The sequence below is a fragment of the Nonomuraea polychroma genome, from assembly GCF_004011505.1.
GTDB lineage: Bacteria > Actinomycetota > Actinomycetes > Streptosporangiales > Streptosporangiaceae > Nonomuraea > Nonomuraea polychroma.
The window spans coordinates 4,852,427-4,874,799 of sequence record NZ_SAUN01000001.1 but is presented as its reverse complement, the minus strand read 5'-3'; the positions used below and the strand labels follow the sequence as shown (position 1 = coordinate 4,874,799).

The following is a 22,373-nucleotide window of genomic DNA, read 5'->3' as shown; positions in this document are numbered from 1 at the left end:
TCTCCCGGCTCGGGCGTCAGCCCGTCGTCCAAGGCCGGAGCTTCTCGGGATTCAGGACCGACCAGATGTGCCTGATCCGCTCGCCTACGACATCGAACGCCAGCACCACCACGGTGACACCGCCTTGCTGAACCACCAGGCCGGGCTGACCGTTGACCGTACGCTCCAGGATCGTCAGGCCCGGTGCCAGACCGGCGACAGTGACGAAAGTGCGGGCGATGCGCTCACCTCCTTCCATCGGGCGGAGCATGGCGCTGACCAAGCCGCCACCGTCTGCGGTCCCCGTGGCGTCGGGGTCGAGGAGACCGATGAGAGCATCGATGTCCTTGGCTTCCCAAGCCTTCTTGAAGTCCCTGACGATCCTGGCTTGCTGGGCCGTCGGAACCGCGGGCACCTCAGCCGCGTGAACACGGCGGCGGGCCAACCAGGCCAACTGGCGACATGCCGCCGGAGTACGGCCGACGATCTCGGCCACTTCAGCGAAGGAGTAGCAGAAGACGTCGTGCAGGATGAACGCGACGCGCTCGGCCGGATTCATCGATTCGAGCACGACGAGGAAGGCCATGTTGACCGACTCGTCAAGGGTGACCCGGTCGGCCGGGTCGACCCTGCCGCCGCCCGGCCGCCCTTCGGTCCACTCCGTACGATCGGGCAGCGGATCCGGGATCCATTCGCCCACGTACCTCTCACGCCGGGCCCGTGCCGAGCCGAGCAGGTCGAGGCAGATGCGACTGGCGACCGTGGTGAACCAGGCACCGGGCGAATCGATGACCTCCCGTTGCTGCCGAGACATGGCGTACCACCGGGCGTAGGTCTCCTGGACGACATCCTCGGCATCGGCCAAAGACCCGAGGAGCCGGTAGGCAAGGTTGATCAGCTGACGCCGCTCGCTCATGATCGCACTCAGGCTCGGATCGAGCCGACCATGTCCTCGCTCGGACGGGTTGGTCATGATGTTGCCGACTCCCTTGGTCGCAACTGCCCTCACCAGTTCGATGCGACAGCGCACCGAACTGTGAGATTCACACGTCGCCCCGTACTCCGAGGGGCTGCGTCGTCGAGGTGTTGTGTCGTCGCACGGCCGAGACGAACCTCGTTCCGCGCACGCCGGCCTCGAGATGGTCGATGTCGCTATCCATGCTGGCTGATCTGGTTGATCTGGCCTGTTTGGTAGTCGCCGGCGGGCTGCTGGGTGATGACGTTCAGCCGATTGACGGTGTTCATGATGGCGATGAGGCCCACCAGAACGGCGAGCTCGTCCTCGTCGTAGTGCTTGGCGGCGTTCGCCCAGACCTCATCGGAGACGCCACCGGCGGCGTCGGCGATACGGGTGCCCTGTTCGGCCAGTTCCAGCGCGGCCCGCTCGGCGTCGGTGAAGACCTTCGCCTCCCGCCACACCGCAACCAGATTGAGCCGCACCGCGGATTCCCCCGCGTGCGCGGCTTCCTTTGTATGCATGTCGACGCAGACGCTGCAGCCGTTGATCTGGCTCACGCGGATCGCCACCAGTTCCTGCGTCGTGGCAGGCAAGGCCGAATCGTGCGCAGCTTTGCCCGCGGACAGGACATGCTTCAGGAGCTTCGCCGCGATCGGGCTGCGAAGGAAGCTGAGACGGGCGTTCACGCTGTCCTCCTTGTCGTGTTGGCTCTTACACCCCACCGACGAAACAGTCCGGCGAGATGTCACAGCCAACCGAATGTGATCTGCGTCTCCTTCTCGCGAGGGCCTGTACGGCTGAAGCTTGCGTGGGTGGGGGCGATGGTCGAGCGGCAGGCGTACCGACCGAGCCGGTGATCGCGGATACCGGCCGCCTTGACCAGGGTGGCGAAGGTGTAGTCGACGGTGTTGACCTGGAGTCGGCCCTGGGCGGAGACGAAGAACGCGGGCGCGCCGACCGGGCCGACAGCCTGGTCACGCAGCTCGGCGTAGACGTGCAACTCGGTGACGGTGGAGGGGGACAGGAGCACCTGGCGCGATTTGCCGTACTTGGAATCGACGATGGCCAGGATGCCGGCGTCGAGGTCGACGTGCTCGCGGTCCAGGCGCACGGCGTCGCCGGTGCGCAGTCCGGTCACCGAGAGCAACCCGATCAGAAGCCGGTGGGTAGCGACGCGCAGCGCCTGCCGGAACACCCGACCTGGAGTACTCATCAGAGAGAGAATCTCCTGGTCGGAGAACAGATGCGGCGGAACACGGTTGGCGAAGCACGGCAGTATCCCGGGCGGCACCTCGCAGGCCGGATCCAGCGCGTTCAGGTGGCGGGCATAGCCGCGCACCACCGACAGCCTGCGCCGCCAATAAATCGGCTTGGCCCGGGTGGGCAAGGTGCCCCATGCCACCGCGGCCTCGGTGGTGATCGTGCTCAGCCCTGCCCGCTCGAGATGGTCGAGGAACTGCCGAAGCAGCCGCTCGTTGTCGGCCAGCTTGTAGCCGAGTGCTCGCCGTACCGCCACGGGGTCAGGTAGCGACGCCTGGCATAGCGGATGTCGTCCTCGCCATGCGTGTGGCCATCAGAGGCGACCGTGCGTATCCCGGTGTTGGTGCCGCAACCGCAGATCGCCAGTATGAGCCGCTCGGCCAGCACCTCGGGCCTTGAGGCTGGAGGCTACCCGCCACAGGGGTGACAGCGTTCAGGCGGCCGGTGTGCAGCACCGCCTCCTACGGCATGTCGATCTGCGCGCCGAACCCCAGCGGCGGCTCGCCTCGGACATGCGGGAACATGGCATGCCTAGTAGAGAAGTGTCTATAGTTGGAAAAGTATGCCTAGTAGTACTAGTTATCTTTGATCCTAGGAGAAACATGGTCGGGAAGATGATCGAAGGGCCGGACGGTCGCTACATCGTAGGGACGGTCAAGATCGGGGAGAAGGGGCAGATCGTCATCCCGAAGGATGCGCGGGATCTGCTCGGCCTGCAGCCGGGCGACACCCTGCTCGTCCTGCTCGACATCAAGCAAGGCATCGCGCTGGTCGACAACGAGCGCTTCCAGCAGTTCGCCAAAGGCGTGCTGGCCGTTCAGGAGGAGACGCCGGCCGACCCGGAGACCGACGGATGACCCTGCGCAGATTCGTCCGCACCGCATTGCTGGTCACCGGGGGACTGCTCGTGCTGGCCGCGCTGGCGGCAGGCGGCTACGTGTACCGGAACGTCACCTACGCCGAGCGGGACGCTGACGGCGTACGAGAGGCCGGCTTCGTCGAGAAGCAGACCACGGTCAACGGATCCCTGATGAACTACGCCGAGGGCCCCGACAACGGGACGCCCCTCCTGCTCATCCACGGCCAGTCGACGGACTGGCGCCACTGGAGCCGAGTGCTGCCCGATGTGGCCGAGCGCTACCACGTCTTCGCCATCGACTGCTACGGTCACGGCAAATCGGCGCGCGTCCCGGAGAAGTACACCGCCAAAGCCTTGGCGGCCGACACGCGTCAGTTCCTGGCCCAGGTCGTGAAGGAGCCCGCGGTCGTCGTCGGTCACTCCTCCGGAGGGTTGATTGCGGCCGTGCTCGCCGCAGACGCACCCGCCCAGGTCCAGGCGCTCGTGCTGGAGGATCCGCCGTTCTTCTCCTCCGTGCTGCCGCGCGCGGAAAAGACGTTCAACTATGTCGGCCTGGCTTCCTCCGCCCACGGCTTCCTACGCAGCGGCGAGAGCGACTTCACCGCTTACCAGATCCGACACGGCGCGATCTGGGACCTGTTCAAGGGCGCCAAGCAAAGCATGCAGAAGTACGCTCTCTCCTACCGCAAGGAGCATCCCCGTGAACCACTCATGATCTTCTACATGCCGCCGGAGTTCAACGAATCTTTTCGCGCCATGGACTCATACGACCCCCGTTTCGGCGAGACCTTCTACGACGACAGGTTCCACCAGGGATTCGATCATGCCGCCACACTCTCGGGCATCCGCGTGCCCGCCGTCCTGATCCACGTCAAGGACCTGTACGACGACAAGGGCATCCTGCTGGCCGCCATGAGCACCAGCGACGCCCAGCAAGCGCGCGCCCTGCTGAAGGACGTGCGGTTCTACCAAGTCGACTCCGGTCACGGCTTCCACTTCGAACGCCCCGACGAGTTCAATGACATCATGCTGGACCTCGAGAAGCGGCTGAAGAAATAGGCCAGGTTGGCACTGCTAGCCTAGCGGTAGTCCGTTGATCAGGGTGGCCGGCAGGACCGTCCAGCGTCCGATGGTGAGCGCGTCCTTGCCCATCTTGTGGATCTCTACGACATCGCCCGGCTTGAGCTCGTGCGCATCGACCAGGGCCGACCTGTCGGAGGGCACGGGGGAAGTCATGTAGCGAACGGTACTCTCACCGTCGCGACCAGTGAAGAAGCCTTCGACCGCCACGTACCGTCGTCAGCATGACGCTCACCTTGACGCCGGGATGCGGCAACTGCGACTGCCACGTCGTGGAGTGCGGGACCTTGTCCTTCACGCTGGGCAGCCAGGAACGGTAGGCAAGAGGCCGGTCAAGTACGGCCGGGAACGCCTCCGCAAGCTGGGACGCTCGCAAGCGCCGTGCGAGGTGCGCGGAGGAATCGACCATCCGCGCGTGCGCGATCACTGCCACGCCCAAGGCTGGATCCGGTGACGGCCGACAGCGATGCATGGGACGCCCGCCACCAGCAGAACCTCATCGATCTGGCCGACGACCTCGCCGAGCTGGACGCGGCGCTGATGGCGCAGCTGGACCCGGTCGACCGGGCCCGCCAAGCGCGCACGCCGGCTGGTGGCGCCGGGCCAGGTGGAGCGTTCGAAGGCCCAGGTGAAGCCGAGCGCCGAGCAGATCTGGGTGCACGTGGACGGCGCGCAGGCGCGACTGCCCGCGGCCGAGCTCGTGGCGGCAAGGGTGGGGCGGCTGCCGGAGAACCACCCGCTGGACCCGCGGATCGCGGCGGCGTAGCGCTGGCCGTGCGGCCGCCGGCGGTGTCATCGGGGACCGAAGTCCTGCCGCTCGCCGGGCCGCGCCGCGTCCAGAACCGCGGCGAGGTCGGCCGCGCCTTTGCCCGTCATCGTCTCCTCAAGGGATGGGCCGTCTGGCCCTTCGGACGCCCGCTCATTCATGGTCGCCGCGGCGGACTGGATCCGGCCCTCGGACTCACCGTCACCGATCACCCCACCGTCATACGGCAGCACCGAACTCTCCCCGAGTCCACGCCACTGGCCGGGGACTGTCTCCCCGCCATCGGTGAACGCGGGCACCCAGACGATGGCCAGGACGTAGGTGTGCCCGACCTCGATGCGGGGCCGGCCTTCCACCGCCAGCGGGCGCCTTCCCTGCTCGCTGAACGTCCAGCCGGCGGCCGGCCAGGCGAACTCCGCCACCGGGGCCGGCTTCGCGGCGCCGTCGCGGGACCACAGCGTGTTCTCGACCTCGAGGGTGACCTCACGGGGCAGGTAGCCCTGTCCGGCCTCGATCTCCTCCTGGTGTGCGGGCAGCTCGCGCTCCGCTTTGGCGGTGACGACGACCACGTGGTCGGCGTAGGTCACCCAGTCCGAGGCGGTGTGGTTCGGCAGCCGGTCCGACCCGTGGGCCAGGACGACCCCGTCCGCGCGGCCGCCGTCGTGCCCGGCCCGCTCCCCGTTCGCCGCGAGGGCCGACGCGATGACGACGCCGGCAAGAACCGCGCCCGCCGTGGCGGCCGCCCGTACTTTCCCAAGTTTCACGGCCGACTCCTCAGTAGACGCCGTTGATGTTGTCCTTGTTGACGCTGCCGAGCACGGCGTCGTATGGCGGGGTCTTCTTCATGCAGCCGAGCTGGTGGTGCTGGTTGCCCACCTGCGGCCAGGCGTTCTGCCCGTGCAGCAGCCCGACGGCATGTCCCGCCTCATGGCAGATGAGCCCGTTGGTGTAGGAGCCCTTCTGGATGCGCACCATGTGCTGGTCGCACTCGTACATTTGCACGGGATCATCGCACCAGGTGATGCCTTCGTTGTCCCCCGGCACATCGCCTTCGGCGAAAATGAGGTCCGTTTCGTTGTCGCCGGTCCATACCGCGTCGCTCGGGAAGTGAACCTCCAGGTCGGTGGGACCGAACTGCTCCTGCAGCACCGTCTTCACGCGAGTCTTCTCAACCGACTCGAGCGTGTCCTCCCGGAAGATCGTCCAGTAGGTGTTGTCGGTCTGGCAAACGGTCCCGCTGCCGTACTTGTCGCCCTTAACGCAGATATTGTCGTAATTGCTGTTCGGCACGATGTTCTGGATCTCGGCGTTCTGGATCTCGGCGGCCCACGCCGTGCTAGTGGTCACCACGAGCGCCGCCACGGCGATGGCCATGAAACGCCGCCACCGTCCTCGTACGAATGTCCTGACATCGGACACGTGCCACCTCATCTCTGGAAGTCCCAAGCCATGATGGAGGGGCCTGCGCCCTGCCGTCGTTAGCCTGGCGTCCACAGTGATGGTCGCAGAGTCCTCTCTTCGTCCACGCCCGGCGCAACATTCGATACTGGTTCCGCCAAGGACGGCGACGCCGCGTCGCCATGCGGCTACCCACGCGGCCAAGGCCACCAAGCCCGGTGAGGGCAGCCCGGTGCAGGTGGCGGTGTCGAAGGCGTCGCCGTTCATGCGGGCGAGCAGCCGGCCCAGCGTGCTGGCGGTCAGCCGGACCGTGCCGGGTAAGCCGGCTCGGGCGCGCAGCTCTGGGTCGTATCCGGCGATGAATCGGATGATCCTCGTGAGAGATGTTGCTCCGCCGAGTACGGCGAGCAGGGATAACGCCAGCAGCGGGCCGAGCCGGTAGCGGCGCCCCCGGCGACTGCGCGGGTCGGGGACGCCGCCCAGGACTTCGGCCAGGGTCGGCAGATCGAGCGGATCGGTCAGCGGGTCGGCGACGGTGACGTGCTCCAGGTGGCGGGCGAGCACGTCGATCGGGGATGACGGCACGCGAACGGCCCCTGTTCTTGATCGACTGGCGTAGACACCCAACGATCGTGAGGGGTCGCATTTGTCATCTGCAGCCCGGGTGCCCTCGACCACCCTGCCGTCTCAGTCCCTTGTGCGTCCCACCAACCGAGAACGCTTCAGCCCTGGCCCCCTCCTCCGGCGGCAACCGAACCATCCGCAGGAAGGCGTCCTTGGCCGCCGGCAGCCCTAGTGTTTCCGCGCCCTGAAATTCGCTGGAGATATCGGGCGAGGGAGCCGAGGTCTTCTTCGGCGAAGGGATGGGGCTATCTCCGAGGGGCGTCGTGCGTAGCGACACCTGAGCTAGCAAACCGTCGTTCTGCAAAGTCCTTGCCAGATCACATTGCGGCGGAAGACCCGACCGGATTTGTTGGCCAAGCCTGCATGCCGTGCGCAGAATCTGTCGATTCCAGGCTAACGACTACGGCAACGAAATCCGGAACACTTATATCTGATTGGTCGCGATGAGAGGGGGTGTCCTGCGTACCACCGGTTGGGGCTAAATCTGGGCTCTATATGCGGCAGCACTCCAGGGCGAGTCCTCGAGTGCTGCCCTAAGCCGTGCCCAATGGTCAACGTTTCCGAATGCCGAATATGAACAGGCGGCACCGTGGCGGGAATAGTGCGAGAATCTGCCCGCCTGACGCTGTTCGCTCAACTTCATCGAGGCCTGAGCGCTTTGCCTCCTACGCATTTGCCCTGGATCCTGTATACGGGCACAGTAGATTGCTTCGCGTGCCGTGTCCGGAATCATCGTCCTGGCAGGGCCAGGCAGCCATTAAGGTCGGCGTTATCGACCCGTTGGGACAGGCTAGGGCCCGCTGGGTCTGCGCGCGCGTGGATTGAGTTCCGATAATGGCTACGTTCGCAAGTCTGTTCAGGGTGCGGGAGTTCCGTTATCTCTATCCGGCCTATGCCCTTTCCTATCTGGGTGACCAGCTGTCGTCTGTCGCCGTGGCCGTCTTGGTGTTCGATCGGACAGGTTCGGCGGCGGTCACCGCCGTGGCGTTCGCGGCGGCTTTCCTGCCGTCCGCTCTCGGTCCGGTGCTGGGTTCATTCGCCGACAGGTTCCCTCGCCGGAGGCTGCTCATAGCTTGTGACCTGGCCCGTGCCGTACTGGTCGCGGCGCTGGCGATTCCGGGAATGCCGATGGGTGCGGCGATCGCACTGCTCTATCTCGCGCACCTGTTCACTCCGCCGTTCACGAGCGCCCGCGCCGCGTTGATGCCGGAGGTGCTTAGCGGCGAGGCGTATGTCATCGGCAACGGCCTGACCAATCTCACCTACCAGATCAGCCAGGTGGCCGGGTTCGCGATCGGCGGCGCCACCGTCCTCCTGATCACACCCGTTGGCGCTTTGCTCGTGAACGCAGCGACATTCGCGATCTCCGCGATGCTCATCTGGCGAGGGATCCGGCCTCGGTCCGCACTCGGGAGCCAAGGCGTCCATTGGTCACCCATCAGGGGCGCGGTGGAGGGTGTGCGGTACGTATTCGCCGATTCCTGGTTGCGGCAGTGCCTTCTCCTGGTCTGGCTGGTGCCGGCGTTCGCTTTCGGCGTCGAGGCGATCGCCTATCCCCTCGCCCGCGAGCTGGGTGGCGGCCCGTCGCTTGCCGGAATGCTCATGGCCACGATCGCCCTCGGCTACGCGACCGGAGCAACGGTCCTGACTCGGTGGACTTCACCGCCCGTGCGCGACCGCATCCTGGTACCGCTCGCCCTACTTCCCGGACTTGCGCTGCTTCCCCTGCTCGCGCACCCGCCCACACCCGTGGTTCTCATCCTGCTGTTCTGCTCCGGGTTGGGATGCTCGTTCAGTACGCCACTCAACGCGATGTTCGTCCTGCGGGCCGCCCCGGCTTACCGGGGACGCGCCATGGGCGTCGCGATCGCCGGCATCGCGGCCGGTCAGGGTGGCGGATTCCTTCTCTCGGGATGGGTGTCCGAGCTCGGGGTCACTGCTTCGGCCACCGTGGGATTGTGCGGCATCGGCGCCGTCGCCGCCGCGGTGTGCTGCGGCGCCGCCTACTCATCCGCGTCCGCGCGTTCGATGTCTACGGACGTGGCGTCCGGCGAGCCGTCCGGGACCTGAACTCGCGCGGCGACTCGCCGTAGGTCCGGCGGAAGGCACGACTGAAGTCGCCTGCCCGGCCGAACCCCCACCGGGCGGCGATCTCGTGGATCGGCACGTCGATCAGCGCGGCGTCTGCGAGGTCACGACGAGTGCGCCGCAGCCGTTGGTCGCGTATCCACGCCGAAACCGTGTCGCCTTCCTCCTGGAAGAGCCGGTGGAGATAGCTGACCGAGATGTGGTGTGCGGCCGCGACCGACCGCGGGCTGAGCTCGGGATCGGCCAGATGGCACTGAATGTAGGTGCGAATGCGCAGGGCGAGGGTCTGCCGTTGGGAACCCGGCCGCGGGCCCGGACCCGATTCCGAGAGACTGGAAAAGCAGGCGGCCACGAGATCCACCAGCACCGCCCCCAGCCGCTGCCCATCCGCAGCGTTGAGCGACAGCTTCTCATCGGCCAGATCCTCGATGAACCCTTTGAGTAGCCCGCTCACTCCGTGGTCACCAGGCACGCCATGCCCCAGCACGGATTCCATCGCCTCGCCCCGCAGCGGCAGCACTGGCTTTGGGATGGCGACCACGGCCAGTTCCAGAGACTCACGCCCGTCGGACTGCAGATTTACCTCATCGAGCTGAGCAAGGTCATGTACGTACAGATCACCCACGGTCACGGAGTCGTGCCGTCCCTCCCAGGTCACATCCACGGTGCCGCGCATGGGCACGACGAGCTGTACCACATCCTGGTCGTGAGTCCGTACCCGATCGGCCTCCCGCCGCAGGTGTACCGGGCGAAGTCTCTTCACTTCCAATACAGCCACGCCGAGATCGACCACACGCCCACCAGCCGAGAGATCGGTCCCGTCGGCGGTCGCGATCTCACGACACAGATCGGCATTGGCGAGCCAGTCCTTCCAGGTCGTCGCCCGCGAAGGAGCTGTCCCTTCCGGGCTCACCCGTATCCCCATTTCACATCGTCAATCCGTGGCCAGCGAGCCTGGTTCGCCTCGCGGGTGACCGCCCAGGCGTCCGCCAGCCGACCCGCCTGCCCGAGCTTGTCGGGGTTGATCACCGCGCGGATCGCCTGGATTCGCCCGTCGAGGATGTCGAGCGCCAAGGTGTTGAGCACCTTGGCATCTCTGTCACGGACGATCGCGCCCGGCTGGCCGTTCGCCTCGTACGGGTCCACGGTCTGGACGGACGGCGGGATGATCGCGGCGCACACCCGGGCCACGTTCTCAACGCCGATGATGGGCCTGGTTGCGTACGGGGCTTTGCCACAGTGGTCGGGGACCATGTGGACGTCGGCGGCGAGGAGCTCCCGCAGCCCGCCGACGTCGCCTTCCCTGAAGGCCTCGAGGAATCGCCCGGCGAGTTCCTCGCGCTCCCGCCGGTCGGCCTCGAACCGGGGCCGGAAGACCGCGCGCTCGAGCGGGGGCAGCCGCACGAGCAGGAGTAGCGCTGCCATGGACAACGAGTCAGTCGGCTGCGCCGAGCGCTCCAGGTCCTCATAGGGGTCGGTCAGCATCAGCTCGGGGAACCACGGCCCGACATACTCCTCTCGCCGGCGGCGGGTCGACCGCAGTACGTCGATCGAGATCCGGGTGACCACGGCCGACAGGAAAGCCTTGGTCGACGTGGGTTGCATCGGGGAGGCCTCGTAGCGCAACCAGGTCTCCTGGACCGTGTCCTCGCCATCGCTCACGCTGCCGAGGATCCGGTAGGAGACCGCGAACAGCAGCGGCCGCAACTCCTCAAACTCCTCAGCCTGGCTCATCCGAGGCCCTGCCGAACGCCCTGCCGCCAGGACGCGTAGTGCAGCTGCCGGCCGAGCTCCCGCTTGGCCTTGGCGTCGGAGAAGCCGCGCCCCTCGGTCATCATCGTTACCGCCACTTCCCCGACCGACAGCCGGGCCAGCCACTTGGGGACCCGCATGGCCATCACCTTCCTGATTTCAGAATTGACTCTCAGTCCAGAGACGAGACAGTCCAGGGCGTTTGTGACATGGGCAGGGCAGACGGTTGAGAGAAGATCGTCGGCGGTGGCTGGCCGATGCGCCCACTGTGTCAAGGGCTGGGGAGCTGGCTCCGTCCGCTTCGAGCCGCGAATCGCGCCCGATCTGTGTGCTATGACCACCCCCGCCAGTGGGGAAGATTGCCCACGTGGTAGAGGACGGCCCAGGATGGCGCGCCGAGCCCGATCGCGGTGAGCGTGTTCAGTAGGGCGGTGAACCGTCGCCGCCGTGCTACTCCAGAGCCCGGGGGTCAAGGCGTTCAACACCGTGTTCGCCGTCGCCTTGGAGCACGTACTCAGATTGCTGAAGCGGGAAGGCCTCCAGTGGTGGCGTTTTAGCTCAGAGAGCAGATCACCGCGATCACTAACCGCAACGAACCCTTCCACTGGTTCGCCGACTTGCTGACGTGCGGCGGCAAGCTGATCGCCCACAACCACCCCAACTACCAGGAGAAGGTCGTTAAGTTCAAGGAACTGATCGCCAGCTGCGTCATGTACTCCACCGTCGGCGACATCACCGACGCCGCCAACCAGCTCACGGCCGAAAGTCATGCCGTCGACCTGGACGACCTGGCCACCGTTTCGCCCTCCATCACCCTCACGGTCCGCCGGTTCGGCAGTGGGACCCTCACCCTCATCCCGCCCGGCCAGATCCACCACCCGGCTCGGCCTGAGGCCCGTCCACGTTTTCCCGCTCGCCCCGAGCTCGCTGAGGGAGGAGTGACCGGTCGCCTTGCCCCAGATCCCCGCTCGCCTTGCGTCCAGCTCGGATGTACTGGATGCGCTGGAGGCAAGGGCCGGCCTATCGCGCCGGACGTCGTCGCCCGTTACCGGGACGGACACATCATCCGTCCCGGACGTGCTCACTCCTGCAGGATGGACAGGGCACGGGACGGGCACAGGGTGATGGCGTCGCGCACCTGTGCCTCCGTCTCGTCGCTGGGGTGGTCGGTCAGCAGGACCACGATGCCGTCGCCGTCCTGGTCGAAGACGGCTGGCTCGGTCAGGACGCACTGGCCGGAGCCGACGCAGAGGCCGGTGTCCGCGTTGATCCGCATCATGTGCTCCTCACCAGGTGACCGGGAGTTCGTGAACGCCGTAGATGACGGCGTCGGTCTTGAACGGCAGGCCCTCGGCCGGTGCGGCGAGATGCAGGGTGGGGATGCGGCGGAACAGCGTGTCGAAGACGATCTGCAGTTCCAGCCGGGCCAGGTTCTGGCCGAGGCACTGGTGCGGGCCGAAGCCGAAGGCGAGGTGGTGGCGGGCCCCGCGCTCGACATCCAGTTCGGCCGGGTTCTTGAACAGTGCGGGGTCCCAGTTGGCCGACAGGCTCGAGACGATGACGCCCTCGCCGGCCTTGATGCTCACCCCGCCGATCTCCACGTCCTCGGTGGCCACCCGGGAGGTGACAGTGTCGGTGATGGTGAAGTAGCGCAGCAGTTCCTCCACGGCCATGGGCGTCCTGCCCGGGTCGGCCTTGACCAAGGCCAGTTGCTCCGGATGGGAGAGCAACCCGATCACGCCGAGCGAGATCATGTTCGCCGTGGTCTCGTGTCCGGCGGTCAGCAGCAAAAGGGCCAGGCTCACCAGGCCCGCATGGTCGAGGGCGCCCTGCTGGCGTTGCCGGGCGATCTGCCGGCCGAACAGGTCATCGCCGGGTTCGGACTCCTTGCGGGTGACCAGGTCGTCGATGTAGGCGCGCAGGTCGGCGAGGGCTCGCCGGCGGTCCTCCGACGACGACGTCCGGCGTACCGCCACGGCGGTGCGGCTCTGGAAGAAGTCATGGTCGGTGTAGGGGACGCCGAGCAGTTCGCAGATCACCAGGGAGGGAACCGGCAGGGACAGCGCCTGCACCAGGTCGACCGGGCGCCGGTCGGTGGCGAGCATGTCGTCGATGAAGTGGTCGACGATGTCCTGGATCCGCGGGCGAAGCGCGGCCAGCCGTTTCACGGTGAACTCGCCGATCACCGGGCGGCGGACCGCGGCGTGTTCCGCGCCGTCCATGCCGATCATCAACTGTGGCTGGCTGCGGAACTGCTGCTGGATCGCCGCATCGAGGTTGAGGAGCGGGAATCCGTCCTTGCGCCGGTCGGAGGAGAAGCGGCGGTCGGCGAGGATGGCACGGCCTTCCTCATGCCCGGACACCCACCACGCCTCGCCGCCGCTGGTCAGGCGGACCTTGCTGATGGGCGCCTGCTCGCGCAGCCGCTCGTAGGCGTCGGGCGGGGCGAACGGGCAGCCCCGCTCGACCGGCAACTGCAGGCCGGCGAGTTCGCCGGAAACGCTCTTCGTCATGAATGACCTCCCAGTTAATAGATCTGGCTGAGTTTGTTCTGGTTGTCGCACCCTCGGGAGCGGGATCGACACCACCACCACCGGTCCCCGAACTGCCGGACCGCCTTGCGCAGCGCCACCACGTCCCGCCATAGATCGCCGCTCAATAGCTCCACCCGGTCCCGCGTTCGCCCGCCGCCGTACCTGATCGTCATTTCGCCACTGGTGTTCATCGCAGGGTGAGCGGGGTCTCGGAGTCGACGCGGGTCAGCTTCTCCGGGTTGCTGACGAAGTAAAGACCGGTGATGCGGGCGTCCTCCACATGAACGGCGAGGACTCCGCCGACCTCGCCGTTCAGTCGTACGACGAGTGCCGGGTTGCCGTTGATCACAGTGGGGTCAACGGTGATCGCGCCTTCAACCCTGCCGAGACCACCGACGGCGAAGCGGGCCACCTTCTCGGCGCCGATGACCGGCCGCAGCGCAGCATGCTTGAGGCCGCCGCCGTCGCCGATCAGGACGACCTCAGGGGCGAGCACGTCGAGCAGACCCTGCAGGTCCCGGGTCTCGAGCGCGCGCCGGAACGACTCCACGGCCGCCCGGGCCTGGCTCGGGGAGACCACTTCGCGAGGGTGGCGGGCATCGACGTGCCGGCGGGCGCGGTAGGCGATCTGGCGGACGGCCGCAGGGCTCTTGCCGACGGCGGCCGCGATCTCGTCGTAGCCGACATCGAAGGCCTCGTGCAGCACGAAGACGGCGCGCTCGGTCGGCGACAGCGTCTCGAGGACGAGCATCAGCGCCATCGACAGACTTTCGGCGAGCTCGACGTCCTCGGCCACGTCCGGCGCGGTGCGCAGCGGCTCGGGCAACCAGGGGCCGACATACGCTTCCTTGCGGCGCCTCATCGTGCGCAGCCGGTTGAGCGACTGCCGGGTCGTGATCCGGACGAGGTAGGCGCGGTGGTCGCTCACCTGTCTCACGTCGACCTTGACCCACCGCAGCCAGGTCTCCTGCAGCACGTCTTCGGCGTCGGCCGCCGATCCGAGCATCTCGTAGGCGACGGTGAACAGCAGGTTGCGGTGGGCGACGAACGTCTCGGTCGCCGGGTCAGTGGCGTGGTCGCTCATTTCTCGACCACCCTCCTTCGCGGGCCGGCCCTGGTCGCAGAAGGCGTTCGAGTGTGTATCCACGGTAAGGTCCTTTCGCTGGCAGCAGTTCGATCCGCCTTCGCGGTCCGGTGCGGTGGTGAGCGGGACACCACCCGGTGCGCGGCTGCGACACGCCACGGTGACGGTGATCCGTCGCTCAGTCGTTCGGAGAACCGCCGATGAGCGCGTGCGTGAGGCGGCGCCCCGCGATGAGGGCGTCGCCGCACGCACGCGGTTCAGCTCCGTTGACGGTCGCCTGGGCCGATCGCGAATGCTTGGCTGGGCCGGCCGTTCAGCGGGTGGCCAGCGCTTCGCCGCGCCTGGCCTGCAGCAACTGCTGGCGCTTGTCATCCCTGATCCAGGCCGGCCAGTTGAGCGAACCGGGCTTGCATGCCTCCTTAGCGAGCATCTTGACAAGGCCCGAGCACACGAACTCCTTGACCTTCGCGCCCGGGCGCCCGCCGATGTAGAGCATCATCGCGGTGTCGTCCCGGTGGGCGAACTGGTAGATCCCGGCGCGACGACCCACGCTGATGCACTGGGCCGAGAGCGCCACGTGCAACGGGGCAGGCTGCTTGCCCGCGATCCGGCTGAGCACCGTGTCCGCAGCGTGCGGGCCCAGCTGAACCGCGGCCTGGCAGCTCATCCGGTACGGCAGATCCGACGGCGCCGCCGAATCCCCGGCCGCGACGATGCGCGCGTCATCCACGCTGGTCAACGTTTCGTCCGTGAGCAGGCGGCCCACGGCGTCGGTGCTCAGCCCGCTGCGCGCGGCCAGGTCCGGCACGCCGAACCCGGCGGTCCAGATGGTCACCGCGCTCGGCAGCTCGCGGCCGTCAGCAAGCTGCACGGTGTCGCGCGTCACAGCCGTCACCGTCGCGTCGGGGCCGTCGAGCACGGTCACACCGAGTCGGGCCAGCTGCTTGGCGACCGAGCGCCGCCCCCGCGGGTGCAGGTACGGGCCCAGCACCCCGCCGCAGAGCAGGGTGACGGCGCGGCCGGCCTCCGCCAGCTCGGCGGCGGTCTCGATGCCGGCCGGACCCGCTCCGATCACGGTCACCGCTTCCCTTGCGGGAGCGGCGTCGAGGACCGCCCGTAGCCGCTGAGCCTCCTCAAGGCTGGCGATCTGGTAGGCGAACTCGGCCGCTCCGGGCACACTCGGGTCGGCGCTGCCACTTCCCACCGCGTAGATCAGGTAGTCGTAGCCGATGGTGCCGCCGGTCGCCAACATCACGCGCCGCTCGGCCGCGTCGATCCGCGTCACGGTGTCGACCACCAGCCAGATACCCCCGGCCAAGATGTCGCGGTAATCGACGACCGCGTCGTGGGTTCCGCCCACCAGTTGGTGCAGGCGGATCCGGTCGACGAAGGTCGGGCGCGGGTTGATCAGCGTCACTGTCACGTCGTCGCGCTGCATCAGGCGATTGGCCGCCAGGACGCCGGCGTATCCGCCGCCGATCACCACCACATCGGTGTTCCCAGTCATGGTGTCTCCTTGCTTCTTGGGCGTTCAGCATCAAGACACCGCGTGGCCCATCGTTATAACAGCGTGTGAGACAGATCACTCGATCGGTGTGGACTCGGCTGAGAAATAGCCCCAGTGCTCACTGAGCCTCCTCCAGCTGATTTCACGCACGGACGGACCCGCGGGGGTTTCGGAGCTCCGTCCCGTCCATGCTCACCTGGCCAGCGGACCCGAATCCACCAGCCGGGCACCGGACGCCCACCGGGCATCCCCAACCGTCGTCCCCCGGCCCATTTACGAGGTCGGCAGAACCGCCAAACAGGGTTCCTCTGACCGGATGGGCGCCGGAGGGCGGGGTCACCGCCTCGGCCAGCGTGGGGCGGAGCGGCATCGGGTCCGTCGCTGCCGCGCTGTGCTGCGGCACCGCCCACCAATCCCTATCCGCACGTCCAGTATTTACGAACGTGACGACCGGCGGGCCGTCTGGGACCTGAACTCCCGTGGGGACACGCCGTAGGCCGTGCGGAAGGCGCGGCTGAAGTCGGCCGCTCTGGTGAAACCCCATCGAGCGGCGATTTTGTAGATAGGCACGTCGATCAAGGCCGCGTCGGCGAGGTCACGACGTGTGCGCTCCAGGCGTTGATCGCGTATCCACGCCGAGACCGTGTCGCCTTGCTCCTGGAAGAGCCGGTGAAGGTGGCTGACCGAGATGTGGTGTGCCGCGGCGACCGACCGCGGGGTCAGCTCGGAATCGTGCAGATGGCGCTGAATGTAGGTGCGGATGCGCAGGGCGAGGGCCTGCCGTGGGGGCCCGGCCGCAGGGCCGGCCTGGATTCGAGCAGGCTGGAAAAGCATGCGGTCACGAGCGCCACCAGGACTGTGCCCAGCCGCTGGTGGTCTGCCGCGTTGAGCGACAGCTTCTCATCGGAGAGCTTCTCGATGAATCGCTTGAGCAGCGCGCTCATTCCGCGGTCGCCGGGCATGCTATGTCCCAGCGCGGAATTGATCACGCCGCCTGGAAGGGGCAGCACCGGCTTCGGGATGGCGACCAGGGCCAGTTCCAGGGCATCTCGCCCATCGGATCGCAGGCTCATCTCCTGGAGCTGGGCCAGGTCGTGCGCGTACAAATCGCCCACGCTCACGGTGTCCTGCCGTCCGGCCCACGTCGCGTTCACGGTCCCGTGCAGGGGCAAGATGAGCTGGATGATGTCCTCGCCTTCGGCCCGCATCCGATCGGCCTCTCGCTTCAGGTTTGCCGGGCGGAATCGCTTCACCGCCAAAACGACCACGCCGAGATCGACCACGCGTGTGCCTGTGGAGAGATCACCTCCGTCGGAGGAGATGAGCTCACGACGAACATCCGTGCCGGTGACCCAGTCATTCCAGATCGTCACCCGTAAGCCCCCATCTACCCAGGGGGCGTCGTTCGGTCCACGGGCATCGGACGGGGCCGACGTGGCCGCGCGGAAACCGCTAGCTGGGGCGACCATGAGACGTCCTCCTCTTGTTACTGGTTGCCTGGGCTGTTGACATGCGGTTTCCTCTTCAGAGTCGATGTGATCATTTCGGATGGTTGTCGCTGCTCACAGCAGCGGGAGACACGGCTGCCGGTGTGCGGCAGGCGTCCGGGGCGGGTCACTTCTCCAGGACGGCCTGGATCTCGAGGCTGATCGACACCTTGTCGCCGAGCACGACGCCACCGCCGTCCGTCGGGATGGCGATGTCGATGCCGAAGTCACGCCGGTTGAACTGCGTGGTCGCAGAGAAGCCGGCCCGCTGCCCGCCCCACCAGCCCGGGCCGAAGCCGTGCTCTGCCGGCAGCACGCGATGGCCCAAGGGTCGCGGGGAGGCGGTTCATGGCTTCCTCAATGGATGTGGCGCGACGGCAACGCGGCGCGGCGGTGGCTGGGACACTGCGGCGCGCGGCGTTGGGATTGGGCTCAGAGCCGGCCGTGCTCAGGATGAGGCACGTTGCCGTGCCCTCACCCTGAGACTGTCGGGCGTTACCTGCTGTAATTCTTCCCCGGGGCCTTACCGGGGATCGGCTTGGCGATGAGAGCGACGGGGATGAAGAAGCAGATCTGGCTGATCGCCAGGGTCAGCGTCCAGAGCGCCTTGTCGTCGTAGTGGGCGGACGCCTTGGCGTACAGCTCGTCGGGGACGCGCTCCCCGGACGGGTTCGGGGTGAGGACGGCCTCCACGAGCTCCAGCGCGACCCGTTCGGCGTCGGTGAAGTAGGGGGCGTCCTGCCATGACGCCACGGCGGTGATGCGCTCCTCCGTCTCCCCGGCCTTGCGGAGGAGGCCGGTCTGCCGGACGGTGTGATACGTGCTGCCGACGATCTGCCCGGCACGGAGCTGCACCAGGCTGATGGTGGTCCGCGGAATCGAACCGTTCAGTGTGGCCTTGGACATGCCTCCCGCGATCTCCGCCATCTCGGGGAAGAACTGGGCGGGGTCGGGCAGACGCGACTGGAGGTCGTCCTGCTGAGGCATCGTGGGCGTGGACATGGAGGGATTCCCTTCTCAATCTCACCAGTGTTTCGAGGCTTGTGACCTGATGGAGTTGGTCATCCATCAAGGGAACGCGGGGACGATCACGCGTTCCGACACGGGTACTCAACGGCGATCCGCGTCCCGGCCGGGGTCGCTGAGCTTTCCTGCCTCCTGGATGGTGTCTCACTAGTCCGACGACACAGCCTCTCGAAATGTGAGGCGACGCGCCGACGTCACAATCCGGTGCGCTGTCTCGTCGATCTGGTGAGGGCAGATGCGACCAAGGGAGTCGGCGACACCATGACCACCCCATCCGACTCAGGACATGGCCGGTTCGATCCGACTCTGAACGCGATCGTGAGCGAGCGGCGCCAGCTGATCAACGTCGCGTACCGGCTTCTCGGTTCACTGGCCGACGCTGAGGACGTTGTTCAGGAGACCTACCTCCGCTGGTACGCGATGTCCCCGCAGCAGCGGGAAGCCATCGAATCCCCCCGCGCCTGGCTGACGAAGGTCGCCAGTCGCGTCTGCCTCGACCTGCTCGGCTCGGCACCGGCGCGGCGGGAGCGCTACGTGGGCGAGTGGGTCCCGGAGCCGCTGCCCGATCGTACGGAGTGGATCACCGGGCAGCCAGGCGGCACAACGGCCGACCCGGCCGACCGGGTCACCCTCGACGAGTCGGTCAACATGGCCTTCCTCGTCGTACTCGAATCGATGACCCCGGCCGAGCGCGTCACGTTCGTCCTCCACGATGTCTTCCGCTACTCCTTCGCCGAAGTGGCCGAGATCGTCGGCCGTACCCCGGCGGCATGCCGCCAGCTGGCCTCTTCGGCCCGCCGTCGCATTCGCGCCTCGCAGGCTCCTACGACTCCGGCAGCCCAGCGGTCCCGCATCGTCAGCGACTTCAAGCAGGCATGGCAAGCCAAGGACATCGACGCCCTCGTCGGCCTCCTCGACCCCGACGCGACGGCGATCGGCGACGGCGGCGGCCTCGTCGACGCAGGGCTCCACCCCATCGCAGGCAGCGAGCAGATCGCGCGCTACGCCCTGGCCATCGCCGGCAAGGCACCCGGCCTGACGGTCCTGGAGCGTACGGTCAACGGTCAGCCTGGTCTGGTGGCTCAGCAGGATGGCGTCACTGTGGTGGTGATGGCGTTCGAGGTCGCAGGCGACCGGATCAAGCACATCTGGGCGGTACGCAACCCCGAGAAGCTCCGGTCTTGGAGGATGGGGCCACAGCAGTAGGCCGCTTCTGATGTGGTGAATCCGGCAGTGTGGATGAGATCGTCAAGGGCCTGGTCGAAGGCGCGGTGCGCTTGTCGTGATCGGCTGTGCTGTGGCGGGTCGGGGTCGTGGAGTTCGGCCAGGCCGTCCGCAGGATACGGGCGTGAACCCGGGTGAGCAGCTGCGCGTGGCGGTGGCCGAGGTCGGTCATCACCGAGGGCGTCATCCGAGCCAGCGCATCGGCTACAAGTCGACCAAGATCAAGCAGTACCACAAGGAAGGCAGAGCCCTGCGGACCGAGACCCGAGGACTTCTACCTCGGCAAACGGCTGTCCGACCTACCCCCTCTGGCGCAGGTCGGCTTTCACGCCAATCAGCGTCTGTGGCTTCTTGCGGCCGTGGATGGATCTGCTTGGCGAACACTAGGCCGACCTTGTCGGGGTGGCCGATGTCGAGATTGTCGGGCAGCATCTGCTCGAAGAAGATCCGCCCGGAGACGGGCCGGTCGAGCATCAGAGCGAGGGAGAACTCGTCATCGTTTCGCCGCCGACCGGAGCCCTTTTCCGCCCACAGCAACCGGAGCCCCGTCAGGATTCATGGGGTGGGGCGCAGCCCCGGTAGTGGTCCGCGCTGGAGGTTTCTCAGAGGTTGACTTCGACTGCTGGGATGTGGTTGATCTCATCAGGGCATCGGTGTGGGAAGCCCTCCATGGCGATCCGCGTGGCACGTACGGCGATCTCCGCCATGGGTGCGGCGTCCTGCCCTTTGCCAAGGTTGGCCATCGAGGCGCTGATCACGGCGCCCATCACCGACCCGATGAGGGCGTGGGCGGTGATGTCGTCCAGTTCTCCCGGATAGGCCGCCTCTAGCGCCTGGGCCCACTCGTGCTGCGCGTCGAACAGCCATCGCAACGTGATCGCGCGCAGCGCAGGCACAGTCGTGATGAGACGGGTCCGGATCGCGGCGAGGTCGCTTTCACCCGGTGCGAGGACCCACCGCTTGGGGTCCAGCGCCGTCGCCATGCAGCGGGTGATCAGGGACTCCAGCGACTCGCCCGGCTGGCGACCGGCTATGAGGTCGCAGACGGCCGCGATCCGTTCGGGCTGGTCGGCGAAGACGAGGTCGTCCTTGCCCGGGAAGTGCTTATAAAACGCCGCAGGCGACAACTCGGCCGCCGCACAGATGTCGGCGACCGTGGTGGCCTCGTATCCTACCTCGTCGAAGAGGCGCATCCCGGTCTCGATGAGGGTGCGCCGCGTGCGCTGCTTCTTGCGCTCGCGCAGCCCGATCGGTTCGTCCATGACGGCCATGATAGTAAGTAGCCCATAATTGTATAGATTCTCTACTAAGAAGGAATCTCTACTTAAGGTGGAACATGGAGAACCTGTCTGGCGCGACGGCCTTCATCACCGGGGGCGCGCAAGGCATCGGGCTCGGCATCGCACGGGCTCTGGCCCGCCAGGGAGTGCGAGTGGCGCTGGCCGATATCGACGCCGCGGCTCTCGACGCGGCCAAGAGCGAGCTGGCGGCCCTCACCCCGGATGCTGAGAGCGTGCAGACCTTCGAGCTCGACGTCCGCGACCGCACCGCCTTCACCGCCGTGGCCGACGCGACCGAGCAGCGGCTCGGCCCGGTCACCCCGCTGATCAACAACGTCGGCGTCGGCCTCAGCCTGCGCAAGATCTCCGAGCAGGTCACCTATCCGATCTGGGACTACATCGCCGGTGTGAACCTCGACGGCGTGAACAACGGCGTGCAGACTTTCCTGCCCAGGATGCTGAGCCGGGGAGGACCCGGCCACATCGTCAACACCGCCTCGGTCGCCGGCCTGGGCGTCTTCCCGGGTCGCAGCGCCGCCTACGACTACACCGCCTCCAAGGCTGCCGTCATCGCACTGACCGAGGCGCTTCACTCGGCTTGCGCGACGAAGGCACCTCCATCGGGGCGAGCGTGCTCCTCCCGGGCCTGGTGGCCACAGGCATCCCGATCAACAGCCTGAACGCGGCGCCCGACGACGTCCTGCCGCCCGGGGAGCGGGCGCGGGTGGCGCAGCTGGCAAGGCAGGGGACCGAGATCATCGGCGCTCACGGCCGCGACATCGACACGGTGGGCGAGCAGGTCGTCGAGGCGTTCCTGGACGGCCGTCTCTATATCCTGACCGACCGGATGGCGGCCGACCTGGTGGCCTCCCGCGCCCGCGCCATCCTCGACGCGATGCCCGCCGAGGATGGCCGGACCGAGCGGGTTCTCGGCCTGGTCTCCGGTACGAGCTCGGGCACGGGGGAGTGACCGTTCGACGGGACCTTCCGCCGCTTCGAAAACCAAGTCCTGCCGTTCGGCTGATCAGGGCTGGGGCCACCTGGCGGTCGCACTCGTGAGCTAAGTAGTCCGGCCGGGAAGGCTCTCGTAGGTTGACGGATTGGGGCCGGTCGTGCGTCGGCGTTCAGGTGTCGATGCTGGTGACATATAGGTCGCACACCAGGTTCAGTCGAAGTCGACCACTTAGGTGGGCATTGAGATCCCGGCGCCGACGTCGCTTGTGGTCAATAATCCGGGCGGGGATCTCATCCACCTGCAGGACGTGAAGCGGTGGATGCCTTCCGGGCGGCGGGGGATGGGCATCTCCGCCCATCGTGCGCGCCGTCCGCCGACTGCTCAGGCAGCCCGGCTACCAGGTCACCCAGACGGTCCCCTGGGTGGCGGCCTGCGGCCTGATAGAGCGCGAGACCACGGCGAGTCCCAGCCGGTGTCACATTTCGGCAAGACGGTCTCGTCCAATGTGTATG

General features: G+C 67.1%; 26 protein-coding genes and 1 pseudogene. 8 read left to right on the top strand and 19 right to left on the bottom strand.

The genetic code is table 11. The features are described 5' to 3' along the window. Positions 1-16 precede the first annotated feature (16 nt). From sigJ (EDD27_RS22265) to EDD27_RS22255, 3 genes are all read right to left on the bottom strand, one after another. The gene (gene sigJ / locus EDD27_RS22265; protein WP_241564191.1) at positions 17-988 is read right to left on the bottom strand and encodes an RNA polymerase sigma factor SigJ; all 972 of its coding nucleotides are present in this window, start codon (positions 986-988) and stop codon (positions 17-19) included. A gap of 143 nt (positions 989-1,131) precedes the next feature. Next, a complete protein-coding gene (locus tag EDD27_RS22260; RefSeq protein ID WP_127934093.1) occupies positions 1,132-1,623 on the bottom strand; it encodes a carboxymuconolactone decarboxylase family protein in 492 nt (163 codons plus the stop codon). 59 nt (positions 1,624-1,682) lie between these two features. After that, the gene (locus EDD27_RS22255; protein ID WP_127934092.1) at positions 1,683-2,453 is read right to left on the bottom strand and encodes a tyrosine-type recombinase/integrase; all 771 of its coding nucleotides are present in this window, start codon (positions 2,451-2,453) and stop codon (positions 1,683-1,685) included. Positions 2,454-2,799: 346 nt separating this feature from the next. Between EDD27_RS22255 and EDD27_RS22250 the strand changes: the two genes are divergently transcribed. Together EDD27_RS22250 and EDD27_RS22245 are read left to right on the top strand one after the other, a co-directional pair. Continuing rightward, positions 2,800-3,054, top strand: a complete 255-nt coding sequence (locus EDD27_RS22250; protein ID WP_241564190.1) for an AbrB/MazE/SpoVT family DNA-binding domain-containing protein — start codon at positions 2,800-2,802, stop codon at positions 3,052-3,054. Beyond that, a complete protein-coding gene (locus EDD27_RS22245; RefSeq protein WP_127934091.1) occupies positions 3,051-4,115 on the top strand; it encodes an alpha/beta fold hydrolase in 1,065 nt (354 codons plus the stop codon). The genes EDD27_RS22250 and EDD27_RS22245 overlap by 4 nt, the downstream gene beginning before the upstream one ends. Before the next feature lie 15 nt (positions 4,116-4,130). On the opposite strand, the gene EDD27_RS54480 is transcribed toward EDD27_RS22245, so the two are convergent. Then, on the bottom strand, positions 4,131-4,292 hold the full coding sequence (locus EDD27_RS54480; RefSeq protein WP_164903741.1) for a hypothetical protein: 162 nt from the start codon (positions 4,290-4,292) through the stop codon (positions 4,131-4,133). Positions 4,293-4,743: 451 nt separating this feature from the next. Here EDD27_RS54480 and EDD27_RS54475 point away from each other — a divergent pair, with 451 nt between their 5' ends. Then, positions 4,744-4,902 (top strand): hypothetical protein, encoded by a 159-nt coding sequence (locus EDD27_RS54475; protein WP_164903740.1) that lies wholly within the window; start codon positions 4,744-4,746, stop codon positions 4,900-4,902. 26 nt (positions 4,903-4,928) lie between these two features. Here the strand turns inward: EDD27_RS54475 and EDD27_RS22240 are convergent, their stop codons facing one another. Together EDD27_RS22240 and EDD27_RS22235 are read right to left on the bottom strand one after the other, a co-directional pair. Continuing rightward, positions 4,929-5,666: a hypothetical protein gene (locus EDD27_RS22240; RefSeq protein WP_127934090.1), complete on the bottom strand. Its 738-nt coding sequence runs from the start codon at positions 5,664-5,666 to the stop codon at positions 4,929-4,931. A 10-nt stretch (positions 5,667-5,676) separates the two neighbouring features. Then, on the bottom strand, positions 5,677-6,885 hold the full coding sequence (locus tag EDD27_RS22235; RefSeq protein WP_164903739.1) for a transposase family protein: 1,209 nt from the start codon (positions 6,883-6,885) through the stop codon (positions 5,677-5,679). Between the two features lie 873 nt (positions 6,886-7,758). On the opposite strand from EDD27_RS22235, the gene EDD27_RS22230 reads away from it, so the two are divergent. Beyond that, positions 7,759-8,994 (top strand): MFS transporter, encoded by a 1,236-nt coding sequence (locus EDD27_RS22230; protein ID WP_127934088.1) that lies wholly within the window; start codon positions 7,759-7,761, stop codon positions 8,992-8,994. Here the strand turns inward: EDD27_RS22230 and EDD27_RS22225 are convergent. Genes EDD27_RS22225 through EDD27_RS22215 form a run of 3 tightly spaced genes read right to left on the bottom strand, consistent with a single transcriptional unit; the run spans position 8,957 to position 10,904 of the window. Further along, entirely contained in the window at positions 8,957-9,925 is a 969-nt protein-coding gene (locus EDD27_RS22225) for a helix-turn-helix domain-containing protein (protein WP_164903738.1), read from the bottom strand. The two genes, EDD27_RS22230 and EDD27_RS22225, sit on opposite strands and share 38 nt — an antisense overlap. Next, positions 9,922-10,746 (bottom strand): sigma factor, encoded by an 825-nt coding sequence (locus EDD27_RS22220; RefSeq protein ID WP_127934086.1) that lies wholly within the window; start codon positions 10,744-10,746, stop codon positions 9,922-9,924. Before EDD27_RS22220 ends, EDD27_RS22225 begins: the two co-directional genes overlap by 4 nt. Beyond that, entirely contained in the window at positions 10,743-10,904 is a 162-nt protein-coding gene (locus EDD27_RS22215) for a hypothetical protein (RefSeq protein ID WP_206641597.1), read from the bottom strand. The genes EDD27_RS22220 and EDD27_RS22215 overlap by 4 nt, the downstream gene beginning before the upstream one ends. A 429-nt stretch (positions 10,905-11,333) precedes the next feature. On the opposite strand from EDD27_RS22215, the pseudogene EDD27_RS58845 reads away from it, so the two are divergent. Then, positions 11,334-11,588, top strand: a pseudogene (locus tag EDD27_RS58845) (Tn3 family transposase); the annotation flags it as partial. 257 nt (positions 11,589-11,845) lie between these two features. Here the strand turns inward: EDD27_RS58845 and EDD27_RS22205 are convergent. From EDD27_RS22205 to EDD27_RS22170, 9 genes are all read right to left on the bottom strand, one after another. Beyond that, positions 11,846-12,043 carry a ferredoxin gene (locus EDD27_RS22205; RefSeq protein WP_338324655.1) on the bottom strand — a complete coding sequence of 66 codons (198 nt, stop codon included), beginning with the start codon at positions 12,041-12,043 and terminating at the stop codon, positions 11,846-11,848. Between the two features lie 7 nt (positions 12,044-12,050). Further along, positions 12,051-13,277: a cytochrome P450 gene (locus EDD27_RS22200; protein WP_127934084.1), complete on the bottom strand. Its 1,227-nt coding sequence runs from the start codon at positions 13,275-13,277 to the stop codon at positions 12,051-12,053. 14 nt (positions 13,278-13,291) lie between these two features. Then, a complete protein-coding gene (locus EDD27_RS22195) occupies positions 13,292-13,471 on the bottom strand; it encodes a hypothetical protein (RefSeq protein WP_127934083.1) in 180 nt (59 codons plus the stop codon). Between the two features lie 14 nt (positions 13,472-13,485). Beyond that, positions 13,486-14,445, bottom strand: coding sequence for an RNA polymerase sigma-70 factor (locus tag EDD27_RS22190; protein WP_421915627.1), 960 nt, complete (start codon positions 14,443-14,445; stop codon positions 13,486-13,488). A 250-nt stretch (positions 14,446-14,695) separates the two neighbouring features. Beyond that, positions 14,696-15,889: an NAD(P)/FAD-dependent oxidoreductase gene (locus EDD27_RS22185; RefSeq protein WP_127934082.1), complete on the bottom strand. Its 1,194-nt coding sequence runs from the start codon at positions 15,887-15,889 to the stop codon at positions 14,696-14,698. 435 nt (positions 15,890-16,324) lie between these two features. Then, on the bottom strand, positions 16,325-16,723 hold the full coding sequence (locus tag EDD27_RS58840; RefSeq protein WP_206641596.1) for a helix-turn-helix domain-containing protein: 399 nt from the start codon (positions 16,721-16,723) through the stop codon (positions 16,325-16,327). Next, the gene (locus EDD27_RS55700) at positions 16,609-17,262 is read right to left on the bottom strand and encodes an AraC-like ligand-binding domain-containing protein (RefSeq protein WP_206641595.1); all 654 of its coding nucleotides are present in this window, start codon (positions 17,260-17,262) and stop codon (positions 16,609-16,611) included. Before EDD27_RS55700 ends, EDD27_RS58840 begins: the two co-directional genes overlap by 115 nt. Positions 17,263-17,503: 241 nt before the next feature. Further along, entirely contained in the window at positions 17,504-17,692 is a 189-nt protein-coding gene (locus tag EDD27_RS22175; protein WP_206641594.1) for a YceI family protein, read from the bottom strand. A 179-nt stretch (positions 17,693-17,871) separates the two neighbouring features. Continuing rightward, positions 17,872-18,378 (bottom strand): carboxymuconolactone decarboxylase family protein, encoded by a 507-nt coding sequence (locus tag EDD27_RS22170; RefSeq protein ID WP_206641593.1) that lies wholly within the window; start codon positions 18,376-18,378, stop codon positions 17,872-17,874. A gap of 285 nt (positions 18,379-18,663) precedes the next feature. Here EDD27_RS22170 and sigJ (EDD27_RS22165) point away from each other — a divergent pair, with 285 nt between their 5' ends. After that, a complete protein-coding gene (sigJ, locus tag EDD27_RS22165) occupies positions 18,664-19,608 on the top strand; it encodes an RNA polymerase sigma factor SigJ (RefSeq protein WP_127934081.1) in 945 nt (314 codons plus the stop codon). A gap of 620 nt (positions 19,609-20,228) precedes the next feature. Here the strand turns inward: sigJ (EDD27_RS22165) and EDD27_RS22160 are convergent. Next, complete coding sequence (locus EDD27_RS22160) at positions 20,229-20,888, bottom strand: TetR/AcrR family transcriptional regulator (RefSeq protein WP_164903737.1); 660 nt, start codon at positions 20,886-20,888, stop codon at positions 20,229-20,231. A gap of 74 nt (positions 20,889-20,962) precedes the next feature. Here EDD27_RS22160 and EDD27_RS22155 point away from each other — a divergent pair, with 74 nt between their 5' ends. Both EDD27_RS22155 and EDD27_RS55695 read left to right on the top strand, forming a co-directional pair. Then, on the top strand, positions 20,963-21,586 hold the full coding sequence (locus EDD27_RS22155) for an SDR family oxidoreductase (RefSeq protein ID WP_206641592.1): 624 nt from the start codon (positions 20,963-20,965) through the stop codon (positions 21,584-21,586). Further along, positions 21,556-21,876, top strand: coding sequence for a hypothetical protein (locus tag EDD27_RS55695; RefSeq protein WP_206641591.1), 321 nt, complete (start codon positions 21,556-21,558; stop codon positions 21,874-21,876). The genes EDD27_RS22155 and EDD27_RS55695 overlap by 31 nt, the downstream gene beginning before the upstream one ends. Positions 21,877-22,373: the final 497 nt, after the last annotated feature.

Coding starts and splice junctions, on each gene's coding strand:
- EDD27_RS22155 (WP_206641592.1), top strand. CDS start 20,963: ATGGAGAACCTGTCTGGCGCGACGGCCTTCATCACCGGGGGCGCGCAA.
- EDD27_RS22160 (WP_164903737.1), bottom strand. CDS start 20,888: ATGGACGAACCGATCGGGCTGCGCGAGCGCAAGAAGCAGCGCACGCGG.
- EDD27_RS22185 (WP_127934082.1), bottom strand. CDS start 15,889: ATGACTGGGAACACCGATGTGGTGGTGATCGGCGGCGGATACGCCGGC.
- EDD27_RS22170 (WP_206641593.1), bottom strand. CDS start 18,378: ATGTCCACGCCCACGATGCCTCAGCAGGACGACCTCCAGTCGCGTCTG.
- EDD27_RS22200 (WP_127934084.1), bottom strand. CDS start 13,277: ATGACGAAGAGCGTTTCCGGCGAACTCGCCGGCCTGCAGTTGCCGGTC.
- EDD27_RS22205 (WP_338324655.1), bottom strand. CDS start 12,043: ATGATGCGGATCAACGCGGACACCGGCCTCTGCGTCGGCTCCGGCCAG.
- EDD27_RS22230 (WP_127934088.1), top strand. CDS start 7,759: ATGGCTACGTTCGCAAGTCTGTTCAGGGTGCGGGAGTTCCGTTATCTC.
- EDD27_RS54480 (WP_164903741.1), bottom strand. CDS start 4,292: ATGACTTCCCCCGTGCCCTCCGACAGGTCGGCCCTGGTCGATGCGCAC.
- EDD27_RS22250 (WP_241564190.1), top strand. CDS start 2,800: ATGGTCGGGAAGATGATCGAAGGGCCGGACGGTCGCTACATCGTAGGG.
- sigJ (WP_127934081.1), top strand. CDS start 18,664: ATGACCACCCCATCCGACTCAGGACATGGCCGGTTCGATCCGACTCTG.
- EDD27_RS22220 (WP_127934086.1), bottom strand. CDS start 10,746: ATGAGCCAGGCTGAGGAGTTTGAGGAGTTGCGGCCGCTGCTGTTCGCG.
- EDD27_RS22195 (WP_127934083.1), bottom strand. CDS start 13,471: ATGACGATCAGGTACGGCGGCGGGCGAACGCGGGACCGGGTGGAGCTA.
- EDD27_RS22245 (WP_127934091.1), top strand. CDS start 3,051: ATGACCCTGCGCAGATTCGTCCGCACCGCATTGCTGGTCACCGGGGGA.
- EDD27_RS58840 (WP_206641596.1), bottom strand. CDS start 16,723: ATGCTTTTCCAGCCTGCTCGAATCCAGGCCGGCCCTGCGGCCGGGCCC.
- EDD27_RS22215 (WP_206641597.1), bottom strand. CDS start 10,904: ATGCGGGTCCCCAAGTGGCTGGCCCGGCTGTCGGTCGGGGAAGTGGCG.